This window comes from Pontibacter russatus, from assembly GCF_009931655.1.
Classification (GTDB): Bacteria; Bacteroidota; Bacteroidia; order Cytophagales; family Hymenobacteraceae; genus Pontibacter; species Pontibacter russatus.
In genome coordinates this window covers 1,450,447-1,464,484 of sequence record NZ_CP047984.1, presented here as the reverse complement: position 1 = coordinate 1,464,484, position 14,038 = coordinate 1,450,447, and the positions used below count along the sequence as shown (strand labels likewise).

Here is a 14,038-nt window from a genome sequence, read left to right as displayed (position 1 = left end):
CTGTCTTATTTGTCCTTTTTACCCATTTCACGGCTGCTTCATCCTGAATTTCAGGACAGTACAGGAGAGTTGGGGATTGTATATATAGTAGATTACAAGTAATTAATTGCTCACTCATATATGGCTTGCATGATTTTACCTTCAGATTTAAACTTAAACGATACACTATGAAGCACTATTTACTGAAAAAGATGAGGTGCATTCTCATGCTCCATCTGGTCCTGCTGTCAGCTGTGGGGGCATGGGGGCAGGGCACTTTAATTACGGGAAAAGTAACGGATGAGAAAGGAGTGCCGCTGCCCGGCGTTACGGTGCTGCTGAAGGGGACTTCGAACGGTGCGGCCACAGACGGCACCGGCAGTTTCTCCCTCAATGCGCCGGGCGGCGACGGCACGCTGGTCGTCTCCTATATAGGCTTCCAAACGCAGGAAGTGCCCATCGGCAACAGAAGCTCCGTGAACGTGACGCTGGCCACCGACACGGAGGCACTGGAGGAAGTGGTGGTGGTGGGGTATGGCACGCAGCGGAAACGGGACATCACTTCTGCCGTGTCCAACATCAACGTGGAAGACGTGGGCGAGGTGCCCGCCTCAAACGTTACCCAGCTGATTCAGGGGCAGGCCCCCGGGGTCGTGGTAAAACAGAACAACGGCTCGCCCGGAAGTGAGTTCGAGGTGAAAATTCGGGGTATCGGTTCGTTGGGAGCCGGCAGCTCCCCGCTTTATGTGATCGACGGCTTTCCGGTGGGCACCTCCGTGGGGCAGAACCTGAACCCGAACGACATTGAGAGCATCTCGGTGCTGAAAGACGCGGCCTCCACGGCCATATATGGCGCGAGGGGCTCAAACGGGGTGATCATCATCACCACCAAGCACGCCAAGGAAGGGGAGGTGAATGTAAACGTCACCGCCAATTACGGCGTGCAGAACATCCCCGACTCCAGAAAGGTGGACATGCTGAACGGGGTGGAGTTTGCCCAGTTCAAGAAGGACGTCTTCATGGACAAGATCCGCTATTTCGAGAACAGGGAGCCAAGCATAGAGGAGGTGCCGCTCGATTTCCGCTATCCGGAGCAGACCAAATACTCCACCAACTGGTTCGAGGAGATCCTCAATCAGAATGCGGCGGTCCAGAACTACAACGTCACGCTTTCGGAGGGCAGTGGCCCCATCCACTCCCTGATTTCTGCGGACTACTTCAACCAGGAGGGGGCCCTGATCAAGACCAACTATGACCGCTTCTCGCTTCGGGCCAACCTGGGAGGAAAGCTGAACGACTTCATCACGATGGGATGGAACATCAACGGTTCCTACTCCAGGCAGAACCTCACCAACCCCAACGGGCGCGACGCCCTCATCGGCTCGGCGCTGATTATGGACCCCCGGGAGCCGGTATATAACGAGGACGGCACCTATAACAGCTATATAGGCGGGAAAGACGGTGTGTTCGGGTGGCCTAACCCGGTGCAGAGCCTGAACGAGATCATCCGGAACAGGAACATCGGCGATGTGCTGACCAACGGCTTCGTTGAGGTCTCTTTCCTGAAGCATTTTAAATTCAAGTCGGCCGTCAACGCGCGGGTTGTCTTTGACGACTACAAAGAGTTCGTACCGTCCACGATTGCGGGAACCAACGCCCCACCGCCGAGGCAGGCGCGCGGGTACGAGAGCGCTTTCCAGACGCTGAACGTTTCGGCCGACCAGCTGCTTACCTACAACAACGACTTCGGGGTGCATCACCTCGACGCCATGGTCGGGTACACGGCCCAGGAGGAGACCACAAAAGGGCTTTCGGGCTCCGGAAACAACTACCCCGACGACTTTGTCCCCTTTCTCAATGCGGCCATCCTGAAGTCTTCCGGCTCCACGGAATATGGCTGGAGCACACTGGCCTACCTCAGCCGCGTAAACTATTCCTTCAAAGACAAATATCTGCTGTCGGCCTCTTTCAACCGCGAAGGCAGCTCCCGGTTCGGCGTCAAGAACAAGTGGGGGAATTTCCCGGCGGCGTCCGTTGCCTGGCGCATATCAGAGGAGCCGTTCATCCCGAAGTACGCCTGGCTGGAGGACCTGAAGGTGAGGGGAAGCTGGGGCATGACCGGCAACAACAACATCGGAAACTACTCCAGCCTGTCCTATATGAACACCGTCAATTATATACTGGGCAACAACATCGCGAACGGCAAGGTGATCAGCTCGTTTGCCAACGCCGAGCTCGGCTGGGAGAAATCGCAGCAGCTGGACATCGGGCTGGACCTGGCGACCTTCAACAACAAGCTGGTCTTTACCGTGGAGTACTACAGAAAGATCACGAACGACATGCTGCTGCCCATCCAGATACCCTCCATCTCCGGGTTCACCACCAGCCTGTCGAACATCGGGAAAGTCCGCAACAAAGGCTTTGAGTTCGCCGCCGACTACCGCACGGCCATCAATGCCTTTAACTTCCGCACCAACTTCAACATATCCTTCAACCGGAACAAAGTGCTGGAGCTGCGCGGGGAGAACGACGAGATCTGGAACGGGGGCATGTACGATATGATGAGCGTCTCGAAGGTCGGCCACCCCATCGGGATGATATATGGCTTTGAGGTGATGGGCATATTCAACAACCAGGCGGAGATTGATGCCGCGCCCGCCCAGGACGGCGCCATCCCCGGCGTTTACAGGTATAGGGATGGCAACGGAGACGGCAGAGTGTCTTACGACCAGCAGGACATGGTGGAGATAGGCAACCCGCACCCGGATTTCAACTGGGGCTGGACCGTTGGCGGCGACTACAAGCGCTTCGATTTCAACGTGCTGTTCCTCGGTGCCCAGGGGTACGACGTGTTTGCCCAGATCGAGAAATCCACGATGAACCTGGACGGCGTGTTTAACATCCTGACCGAGAGCAAAGACAGGTGGCGATCGGAGCAGAATCCCGGGGCAGGAAAACTGGGCACCACCAACACATGGATATACTCCCGCGAGAGCAACTCCCGCTACGTGTACGACGCGAGCCATATGTGGGTGAAAAACATCACCATCGGCTACACGCTCCCCACCCTGAACACCTTTGTCAAGAGCGCCAGGATTTATTTCAATGCGGACAACCTGTTCCTGATCTCCAACTATCCGGGCAACAACCCGGACGTCAACGCGCTGGGAGGCATCCGGCCGGGGTATGATGACGTGACCTACCCCATCGCCAGGACATTCTCGTTTGGTGCCAACTTAAACTTTTAAACCAGGGAAAGATGAAACGTATACTAACGATAGGCCATGTGGCTCTTTGTCTCCTTCTTATCTCCTGCGAGGAGGAATTTCTGCACAAAACAGACCCCACCCAGATAGGGGCAGGCAGCTTTTACCAAGACCGGACCCAGGTAGAGCAGGCGCTGAACGGCGTTTACGGGCAGTTGCAGGGGATTGTGAGCGGCCAGTGGGTTTTCAACGAGCTGCCTTCCGACAACACCACCGTCCACTACAATCCGGACGACCGGGGCCAGGGGCCAGCGCGGGAGGCCTTTGAGTTTATGACCGTGAACTCCGGCACCGGGAACATTGAGGGGCTGTACAACAGCTATTACAACGCGATCTTCAATATAAACAACACGCTGGCCCGGCTGCAGGACGCCCCCATCGACGAGGCGGTAATAGGCCCCATTGAAGGGCAGCTGAAGTTTATCAGGGCGTACTACTACTTTAACCTGGTGCAGTATTTCGGTGATGTCGTCATCATCACGGAGCCGCTGGACAAGCCTTCGGCAGCCTGGGCGTATCTGCGGGAGCCGCAGGCGAAGGTATATGAGTTAGTGGAGAGCGACCTGAAGGACGCCGCCACGCTGCTCCCCGAGCGCTATGACGCCGCAAATGCGGGGCGGGCCACGAAAGGCGCCGCGCTGGCTCTGTTGGGCAAGGTGTACCTCACCAAGAAACAGTACGCGGACGCGGTTACGACCCTGAACCAGGTTCTCCCGCTGGGGTATGCCCTGCTACCGTCTTATGCCGATGTCTTTGACCCTCAGAACAAGAACCACGCTGAGACCATCTTTGACATCCAGTTCCAGGGCGGTAACGATCTGCAGGAGCACAGCAACTTTATATATGAATTCGCCCCGAGGCTTTCCGCCGGAGCCGTCACGGGTTTCCCGGACAGCAGGCCGGGCGGCTGGAACACGCCTACCAAGGATATGATCGCCGCTTTTGAAGAAGGGGACCTGCGCAAAGACGTGTCGCTGCAGGAGGGCTATACCAACGAGAGCGGCGAGTGGGTGCCGGTGCCCTACATCAACAAGTACAACCACCCGCACACGATTTCCGGCCGCACGGATGATAACTGGCCAGTAATAAGGTATTCAGATGTGCTGCTGATGCTGGCGGAGGCGCAGGCCCAGCAGGGTAATACAGCCGAGGCGGCCACTTACCTGAACATGGTGCGCAACCGCGCCGGCCTGCCCGACTATTCGGGAAGCGACCTGCTGGGGGCCATATACCACGAGAGGAGGGTGGAGCTGGCGTTTGAGAACCACCGGTGGTTTGACCTGAAACGGACGATGACGCCCGAGGAGATGGCACAGTTCCTCAGCGCCTACACCGCCAGGGAAAAGGCGGATCCGACGGTGGGCAGGGGCGGCATCCCGTATGCGAACAACGACTATATCTTTGAGCCTTATGAAGCCCTGTACCCCATCCCCAACAGGCAGATACTGATTAACGGGAAACTCACCCAAAACCCGGGATATTAGGAGGTGAGTTACCATATAAACTGGCTGACGCGCCGGCGGGTCAGGCTGCGCGTCAGCCAGTTTATATATCAGAAAACAGATACTCTGCAGCAGGGCATTCTTCTGAGAATGAGTAAGCTGTGGTTATAATGCAAATTTTAAGCGAAGGAATTATATATCCTGTTGCATGGTTGATATAATAGGCGAATTGCAGGACAGTGCATGACAGTTATCATGGCACTTTTTACTATATTGGAAATACACTCGATTGGCTAGTCATAGCTTTTTAATAAATGATTACATCTATGAAGGGAAAAAAGGCTGCTCAGCAAAAGATATATACAATTCTTACAGTTATTCTGGCTTGTAACTTTTTCCCCTTCCTGCTGTCTTCCGGGTTTGCCGAGCCGCTAATATCAGATACTTCATCGGATGGCGGTGTCTTCTGGCTGTGGAAGCTTTTGGGCCGGCTGCATCCGCTGGCGGTCCATTTGCCGGTGACGCTGCTTTGCCTGGCGGCTTTGTTAGAGGTGGTCACGCTCCGGAGATATAATTCAAAGCTCCGTCCGGGTATCAACCTGCTGGTGGTGCTGGGTGCCATCGGTGCCGTTATTTCTGCTGTGCTGGGCTGGATGCTGGCCGGCCAGGAGGATTACGGGGGCGACACACTGGCTATACACCGCTGGACAGGCGTGGCAACGGCTGTGCTGGGCGTTGTGGCGGTGCTGTTCCTGTACGCGGTAGAGAAGAAATCGAGGCAGAGTCTGGTAAAGGTTTACCGAAGCGTGCTGATATTCTCCGCTATTGGGGTTACGGCGGCGGGCCATTACGGCGCTTCCCTGACCCACGGGGAGGTTTACCTGGCCAGCGTCATTCCGTGGAGCGCGGATTATGAGGGGGAGCCGGACATGAGCAGCAACATCAACCTGGCCTCCCTGAAAAGCGGCGGCGAACTGGACCACGAGCAGCAGGTAGCGCTCAACGTGCAGGTCAGGACCATTTTCGCGCACAGTTGCTACAAGTGCCACAGTTCGGATAAGATAAAGGGAGAGCTGCGCCTCGACAGCAAAGAGATGGTTTTCAAAGGCGGTGAGTCGGGCCCTATCTTCGTCGCCGGAGACCCAGCCAACAGCGAGATTGTGCGCCGGATTAACCTGCCGCGCAGCCACAAAGAATCCATGCCCGGCAAAGGCAAGGCCCTGAGCAAAGAGGAAATAGAACTCATCACTTTCTGGATTGAGCAGGGGGCGCCCTGGCCAGACTCCGCCAAGACCATCTTCCGGGTGGCGGAGATGAAGCCCCGGATGCCCGCCCTGCCCCCCGCCACCAACGGGCTCCGGAACCCGGTCGACTTATGGGTGAACAACTATTTCAAGGAAAATAAAATCACCTGGCCCAAAGTGGTGGACGACAGAACTTACCTCAGAAGAATCTTCCTCGATATCACCGGCCTCCTGCCCACACCCGAAGAACTGACCGCTTTTTCGCAGGATACAAGGCCCGACAAACGGGCCATATGGGTAAGGCAACTGCTTGACCAAGATGATGCCTACGCCATGCACTGGCTCACCTTCTGGAACGATGCGCTCCGCAACGACTATACCGGCACCGGCTATATAACGAATGGCCGCTACAACATATCCAATTGGCTGTATACCTCATTGGAGGAAAACAAGCCCTACAACCAGTTTGTGAAAGAACTCCTGAATCCCACGGAGGAGTCCCAGGGCTTTATCAAAGGCATCCAATGGCGCGGCGTCGTCAACTCAAGCCAGTCAATCGAGATGCAGGCCGCACAGAATGTCTCGCAGGTGCTGTTGGGGCTGAACCTCAAATGCGCCTCCTGCCACGACAGCTTCATCAGCGACTGGAAACTGGCGGACGCCTACGCCTTTGCCAACATTTTCGCCGATTCGACGCTGGAGATTAACCGCTGCGATGTCCCCACCGGGGAGATGGCCGACACCAGAATCCTTTGGGAGGAGCTTGGCGACATAGACGAGGCGGCCTCTGTGAAGGAGAAGCTGAAGCAACTGGCCGATAACCTGGTGAAGCCGGAAGACGGGCGCCTGTACCGCACGCTCGTGAACAGGATCTGGGCGCAGCTGATGGGCCGCGGCATCGTTGCCCCGGTGGATGCCATGGACAACGTGCCCTGGAGCCAGGATTTGCTGGATTGGCTGGCTTCTGACTTTGTGGCCAACGGCTATGACATGAAAGAGCTGATCTACCTGATTGCCACTTCCAAAGCATATCAGCTGCCCTCGGTGGGAGTGGAGGATATAAATGATGTCAACGCCCAAAACTTCAAGTTCACGGGCATGCTGCGGCGAAGGATGACGGCCGAGCAGTTTGCCGACGCTGTCAGCAGCACCATATACCAGGTGTATCCGGACACCGCCCTGCGCTACAACCCCTACGAGGAGATAACAGACTATAAGGAGAACATTCCTTTTGTGCGGGCCTCGCTGGTGGAGAACGACGTGTTCCTGACTGCTTTGGGTCGGCCCAACCGGGAGAACGTGATTACCGGAAGGGACACCCAGGCCAACCTGCTGCAGGCGCTGGAACTCACCAACGGCGAGAAGCTGAACGAGGTGCTGCGGCGAGGGGCCGAAAACCTGGTGACGAACGTCAGGGAGAACGACGCCATTATCAGGAGGGTATACCGGAAGGCGCTGGGCCGTGAGCCAGGCCGGGAAGAGCTTGCGGTAGCCAGACAGGCGCTCGGGGCGTCGCCGGACACGGCCGCAGTGCAGGATTTCCTCTGGGCCGTAGTGCTCCTGCCGGAATTCCAGTTAATCTATTGAGCTATTTTTAATTTCGATTATTCAACGCCATGCATTCAAAATGGAACAGGAGAGAATTTCTCAAAACAGCCAGTTCGGCCACGCTGGGGGCCCTCGCAGCCGGCGCCCCCATGGCAGGGCTTTTGTCTTCCTGCAGTACCGATAAAAACAAGCAGCTCCTGGAGTCTGACGCCGTCAAATCCCAGATTGCCGACTCCCGGGCCGATACGGTTATCCTGCTCTGGATGGCCGGCGGCATGGCCCACACCGACACCTTCGACCCGAAGCGCTACACACCTTTCGAGACGGGGCTCGACGCAAACCGCGTGCTCAGCACCTTCAAGTCGGTGCCTACCGTGTTGGATGATGTCTACCTGTCGGAGGGGCTGGAGTCTATCGGCAAGGTGCTCGACAAAGGCACGCTGATACGGTCTTACGTGGCGGCCGACCTGGGCTTCATCCTGCATTCGCGGCACCAGTACCACTGGCATACCTGCTACGAGCCACCGCAGTCTGTTGCCGCCCCCCATATAGGCGCCTGGATAGCCAAAGAACGAGGGCCCAACAACCCGGTTATTCCCGCTTTCATAGATATAGGCCAGCGGCTCACCTTGGGCGAGGGGGAAGAGCTGAAAGCCTTCCACACCTCCGGTTTCCTGGGCAACGAGTTCGGCCCTTTCATGATACCCGACCCTACCACCGGGTTGGAAAGCGTGAAGCCTCCGGTGGGCATGTCCTACAAAAGGTTTGAAAGGCGCAACCAGCTCTACAACGACCTTATCAGCAACAGTGCGTTCGGGGAGTTCGGCAGCGGCTACCAGAAAGAGTCCCTGAAGAGGTCGATGGAGCAGTCCTATATGCTGCTAAACTCACCGGAGGCAAAGGCGTTCGATCTCAGCACCGAGCCCAAAGAGAGCTACGACATCTATAACACCGGCAAGTTTGGCCTGGGCTGCCTGCTTGCCCGCCGCCTCACAGAGAAAGGAGCCCGGTTCATCAGCGTTACCACAGAGTATGAGCCCTTTAAGGGCTGGGACACGCACGAGAACGGCTATACCCGGCTGAAGGAAATGAAAAAGCAGATAGACGCCCCGGTGGCGCAGCTGGTAAAAGACCTGGACAGAACAGGGCACCTGGACAGGACCTTGATTATCCTGGCCAGTGAGTTCAGCAGGGACATGATGGTGGAGGGCCGCCCCGGCGAGAAAGTAAAAGAGCAGGTAGACCAGCCCGATATCATCAACGACATCAAACACTACGGCATGCACCGCCATTTCACCGACGGCTGCTCCATTCTGATGTTCGGGGGCGGAATAAAAAAGGGAAATGTGTATGGCAAAACGGCGGACGAAAGACCCTGCAAAACCATTGAGAAACCCATCGTCATCGACCAGGTACACCAGACCATCTACCATGCGCTCGGCATTGCCCCAGACGCGCACGCCATCGTTGAAAAGCGCCCGTTCTACACCACCCCGGACGGCGTCGCAAAACCGGTTATGGAATTGTTCGCTTAAAGAAAACGCATAACTTGCCCAGACAGCCTCTGGCACACAACCACTTATTTTAGAAGACAATGAAAAAGACAGGAGACAACAGCAGGCGCGACTTTCTGAAAAAATCCGGGGCCACGCTGGCTGTCGGGGCGCTGTTCCCCACCATCTGGGTAAAGAAAAGTTACGCTTCCACGAAGGACGTTGTGCTGGGCCATAACGCGCACCGCTACCGGGTAGTGGAGGGGTGGGGCGTGCTGGACGCGGGCAAAAACCCCGTGAACGATTGCCACGAAATGGTGGAAGACACCAAAGGCCGCCTGCTGCTGCTCACCAACGAGACGCGCAACAACGTGCTTATATATGACAAGTCCGGGAAACTGCTCGAGTCCTGGGGCACCACGTACCCCGGCGGCCACGGCCTGACGTTAAGCCAGGAGGGCGGCGAGGAGTTTTTATATATAACCGACACAGACAGGAACCAGGTGATCAAAACCGACCTGAAAGGAAAGGAACTATATAAGTTCGACTACCCGAAAGAGACGGGAGAGTACAGCCATTCCGGTGAATTCAAACCCACGGAAACAGCGGTGAACCCGGCGAACGGAGACATCTACGTGGCGGACGGCTATGGCCTGAACTTCGTCACGCAGTACAACCACAAGGGCGAGTACATCCGGCACTTCGGCGGTAAAGGCGACACGGACGGCACCTTCGACTGCTGCCACGGCGTGCTGGTGGACACGCGCGACAGGAAGAACCCCACGCTGCTCATCACCGACCGCTCCCATATGCGCCTGAAGCGCTTTACACTGGACGGGAAATACCTGGCTACCATCCCGGTGCCGGGCTCTTTCATATGCCGCCCCGTGCTGAAGGGAAACCATATCTACGCGGCTGTCTACCGGAGCACCTCCCAGGACTACCCGAACTCCGGCTATATCACGGTGCTGGACGAGAAGGACAAGGTGGTTTCCACGCCGGGCGGAACGGAGCCCATATATACAAAAGGAACGCTGCAGGAGCAGCGGAAAGACCGCTCTTTCCTGGGCTTCATGCACCCGCACGACGTGTGCGTGGACGCTGATGAAAACATATATGTGCCCCAGTGGGCGTCCAAGAAAACGTACCCGCTAAAATTAGAGAGAGTCTGATTGGACGGCAGCGTGAAGCTGCATCAGAAACCTGCCCTCAGCGGGTATCAGCGCAAAAGTTCAATTATATAGGGTGAAATCAGGTGGTTTCAGCTTCTGAAGCCACACATTTGCAGCTCAAAGCACAAGCTTAAACAGGCGCTTATTTCCAATCAAGCAGCAAAGAGGACGCCAATGAATCCCGGACCAGCAGCCTGAACCGGGATTCATTGGCGTGTTTCTCTTCTGTGCATGCTGCGCCCCCTGTGCAGCAGTTTTCCAACATGCACGCTACATATACTTATTCCCGACAATGCAGAGGCCGGTTTCCCCGGGTTTGTCAAAGCGAGTTGTGACCGTCCTGCCCACTTGATAGAAATATCCTGACCACAGGGAAGAACGCAGCATAGAAGCGCAGGCTCTGTTTATTTGCCGTGCCACTAAGTGAGGAGTTACTCAATGTAAGCTCATGTTATAATTAATCCCAGGACTTAATTTTTTTCCATAGATAACTGAATGACAGGTGTATATATGAAATGCATCCTTAGAAGATGCAAAAAGCAGCCATGCTGCACAGGCTGCAGTATGAAGGCCGGAGCTTCATGGTAGACGATTGGTGGTTATTTCTTCCTCATTCTCAGGACAGTTCAGGATAGTTTACCTTGAGGGACATAGTAGATTAGTACATGCCATACAGCTTTTAGCCTGGCAAGGGGGCAGCTGCCACCTGCAACCGGAAACCTGGCGGTATAAACCGCCCCAGTGAAAACACACCAGCTTTCGTCAATCTCATTTTAAACTTAAACTAAAAACCATGAAGAACTTTTTACATGGCAGGATGAGGTACAGCCTTGTACTTTATCTTCTCCTAATCTCGATGGTGGGGGCGCAGGCCCAAAGTACTTCGGTGTCGGGCAAAGTGACGGATGAGGCAGGAGTGGGCCTGCCCGGCGTTACCGTGCTGCTGAAGGGCACCACCAACGGTACGGCCACAGACGCCACTGGCAGTTTCTCCCTGAACGTGCCGGGCGGCGACGGCACCCTCGTCGTTTCCTATATAGGCTTCAGAACGCAGGAAGTGCCCGTCAACAACAGAAGCACGGTGAATATAACACTGGAAACCGACACCAGGGCGCTGGAGGAAGTAGTGGTGGTGGGATACGGCACCCAGAAGAAATCGGACCTGACCGGGGCCGTGACTTCCGTGAAAGCCGAGGAACTCCAGAACCGACCGGCGGCGTCGCTCACACAGGCGTTGGCGGGCAGGGTGCCCGGGGCCAACGTGTCGGTGAACTCCGGCAGGCCCGGCGGCAGGGCGAATATCCGGATACGGGGAAACACGTCTGTGAGCGTGACCAACAACCCGCTCTACGTCATTGACGGCGTTATCCTGAACGTGACGGACCTGGCAAACGGCAGCACGCCCATCGATTACCTGAACCCCAACGACATCGCCTCGATTGAGGTGCTGAAAGACGCTTCTGCCACGGCCATATATGGGGCGAGGGGCGCCAACGGCGTTATCATGGTTACCACCAAGCGGGGAAGCCAGGACGGCGGCCAGGTCAATTACGACACCTACTTCAGCGTAGGCAAGCTTACCCGGAAATTAGACTTGCTGAATTCCGAGGAGTTCCTGCACGTGGAGGAGGTAGCCTACGAGAATGCGGAGAAATACGATCCGGAGGGCTGGGCCGCCGGCAAGTACGTAGACCCCAAGACGAAAAGGACCAACCCCCTGCTCTTCGACGCGAACGGCAGACCGCTCTATGATACGGACTGGCAGGAAGAGGCGACACAGGACGCCCTTACCCAAAGTCACCAGCTGTCTTTTACCGGCGGAAACGCAAAGGACAGCTACGGGGCCTACCTGGGCTACAGGAACGAAGAAGGCCTGATAAAAGAATCGTGGCTGAAGCGCTACTCCGGCCGCTTCGTTTTCGACAGCGAGATCAAGAGCTGGCTGAAGGTGGGGGGCACACTCAGCTACAACGACCAGAACGAGAAGCAGATTGACCCGCTGGGCGCCGGGGGCATCACCACCATGCGGCAGGTGCTGGAGGCGCTTCCGATCATACCGGTGAAATACCCGGACGGCAGATGGGCTGGAAACGAGGACTACCCTGGTATGGAAGGCGGCGGCAACCCGGTGAACATCGCCGAAGACCGGCTTTACTTCCTCAGGACGCAGACCATGCTCGGCAACCTGTACTCCAGCATCCGGCTGATGGAGGGCCTGGACCTGCGGACGACGCTCGGCACCAACATCATCAACCAGCGCATCGACTATTACGGTGGCCGCACGCTGAACTATATATCCCGGAACCAGGGCGGAGACGCCTCTGTGGAGAACCAGCGGCACAACTCCTGGCAGTTCGAGAATTACCTCACCTACAACAAAGAAATATCCGACGATCATTCCTTCACGGGTATGCTGGGGCTTTCGTGGCAGCACGTAGACCGTTTTTCGGCCGTTGCCAGAGCCCAGCGGTTCCAGGACGATTATTTCCAGTTCAACAACCTGGGTGCCGGAGCCAACCCGGTGGCCCCGAGCTCGGGAACCAGCGCCTATGGCCTGAACTCTTACTTCGGCAGGATAAACTACAACCTGAAAGAGAAGTACCTGTTCACGCTCACCGGCCGCGCCGACGGCTCCTCCAAGTTCGGCTCGGAGAACAGGTATGCCTTCTTCCCCTCCGCGGCCGTGGCGTGGCGGGCGTCGGAAGAGGACTTCATCAAAAACATCTCGGCTATATCTAACCTGAAGCTGCGCACCAGCTACGGCGTAACGGGCAACTCAGAGATCACCGCCTACCAGGCCCTGGCAGGATTGGGCAACTACTCGGTTATTTTTGACGGCGCCCGAACCATCGGCGTGGGCATCAGCAGGCTGGCCAACCCGGATCTGCGGTGGGAGAAAACGCACCAGGTAGACGCCGGCCTTGAATTAGGGCTGTTTAACAACAGGGTTTCCATGGAGTTTGATGTTTACCGCAAGCTGACCACCGACATGCTGCTGAGCGCGCCGGTGCCCTCAAGCAGCGGCTACACCACCGTGACCCGGAACGTCGGCAGCATGGAGAACCGGGGCTTTGAGTTTGCGCTGAACACCGTGAACATCGCTTCGGACGACTTCACCTGGAACACCGCTTTCAACATTTCCGTGAATAAAAATGAAGTCATCGCCCTGACAGGCGGCGCCGATATCTTCTCCGGGCGCGGCGTGATCCGCGAGGGCGAGCCGGTCGGGTCGTTCTTCGGCTATGTGCGGCAGGGCACCTGGGGAAGCGATGAGGCCGATGAAGCCGCCAAATACCTGCGGCTGCCTGGCGACGTGAAGTACCAGGATGTGAACAACGACGGCCAGATCAACGACCGGGACCGGGTGATCATCGGCAAGGGCATCCCGGACGGGTTCGGGTCGCTCATCAACACCTTTGGCTACAGAAACTTCGACCTGACCTTCGACCTGCAGTTCATGTACGGCAACGATGTCTCGTTCGCCAGCCAGCACTCCGCCGAAGACCGCCAGGGCATAGCCAACAGCTTCGCGACGGTGCTGAACGCCTGGACGCCGGAAAACCAGAACACGCCCATTGCGCAGTGGAGGCCCATACCCGCCGGGTACGACACTTTCGACGACAGCCACCGGGTGCAGGACGGCGATTTTATCAGGGGCAGAAACCTGCTGCTGGGCTACAACTTCTCCTCCGGAATCACAGAAAGGCTGCACTTGAACAGACTGAGGCTATATGCCTCCATGCAGAATTTCTTCCTGATCACGAAGTATGAGGGGTACGATCCGGAGGTTTCCACGTCCGGCGGGCCTTTCGACCAGGGGCTGGCGCTGTACGACTACCCGAAGCCGAAAGTATTTATGGTGGGCCTGAATGTTGGCTTTTAATTCACTCAGTC

General features: G+C 56.6%; 6 protein-coding genes. All 6 read left to right on the top strand.

The features are described 5' to 3' along the window. Window positions 1-167: 167 nt before the first annotated feature. The 6 genes from GSQ62_RS05930 (at window position 168) to GSQ62_RS05905 (ending at window position 14,027) form a co-directional block, all read left to right on the top strand. Window positions 168-3,227 carry a SusC/RagA family TonB-linked outer membrane protein gene (locus GSQ62_RS05930; RefSeq protein WP_237587016.1) on the top strand — a complete coding sequence of 1,020 codons (3,060 nt, stop codon included), beginning with the start codon at window positions 168-170 and terminating at the stop codon, window positions 3,225-3,227. Window positions 3,228-3,238: 11 nt separating this feature from the next. Further along, on the top strand, window positions 3,239-4,729 hold the full coding sequence (locus GSQ62_RS05925; RefSeq protein WP_161888657.1) for a RagB/SusD family nutrient uptake outer membrane protein: 1,491 nt from the start codon (window positions 3,239-3,241) through the stop codon (window positions 4,727-4,729). Between the two features lie 284 nt (window positions 4,730-5,013). Further along, a complete protein-coding gene (locus tag GSQ62_RS05920) occupies window positions 5,014-7,518 on the top strand; it encodes a DUF1549 domain-containing protein (RefSeq protein ID WP_161888656.1) in 2,505 nt (834 codons plus the stop codon). A gap of 29 nt (window positions 7,519-7,547) precedes the next feature. Then, window positions 7,548-9,014, top strand: a complete 1,467-nt coding sequence (locus GSQ62_RS05915) for a DUF1501 domain-containing protein (RefSeq protein ID WP_161888655.1) — start codon at window positions 7,548-7,550, stop codon at window positions 9,012-9,014. A gap of 59 nt (window positions 9,015-9,073) precedes the next feature. Then, window positions 9,074-10,144, top strand: coding sequence for a twin-arginine translocation signal domain-containing protein (locus GSQ62_RS05910; RefSeq protein WP_161888654.1), 1,071 nt, complete (start codon window positions 9,074-9,076; stop codon window positions 10,142-10,144). 793 nt (window positions 10,145-10,937) lie between these two features. After that, window positions 10,938-14,027: a SusC/RagA family TonB-linked outer membrane protein gene (locus GSQ62_RS05905; RefSeq protein ID WP_161888653.1), complete on the top strand. Its 3,090-nt coding sequence runs from the start codon at window positions 10,938-10,940 to the stop codon at window positions 14,025-14,027. Window positions 14,028-14,038 lie beyond the last annotated feature (11 nt).

Coding starts and splice junctions, on each gene's coding strand:
- GSQ62_RS05930 (WP_237587016.1), top strand. CDS start 168: ATGAAGCACTATTTACTGAAAAAGATGAGGTGCATTCTCATGCTCCAT.
- GSQ62_RS05925 (WP_161888657.1), top strand. CDS start 3,239: ATGAAACGTATACTAACGATAGGCCATGTGGCTCTTTGTCTCCTTCTT.
- GSQ62_RS05920 (WP_161888656.1), top strand. CDS start 5,014: ATGAAGGGAAAAAAGGCTGCTCAGCAAAAGATATATACAATTCTTACA.
- GSQ62_RS05915 (WP_161888655.1), top strand. CDS start 7,548: ATGCATTCAAAATGGAACAGGAGAGAATTTCTCAAAACAGCCAGTTCG.
- GSQ62_RS05910 (WP_161888654.1), top strand. CDS start 9,074: ATGAAAAAGACAGGAGACAACAGCAGGCGCGACTTTCTGAAAAAATCC.
- GSQ62_RS05905 (WP_161888653.1), top strand. CDS start 10,938: ATGAAGAACTTTTTACATGGCAGGATGAGGTACAGCCTTGTACTTTAT.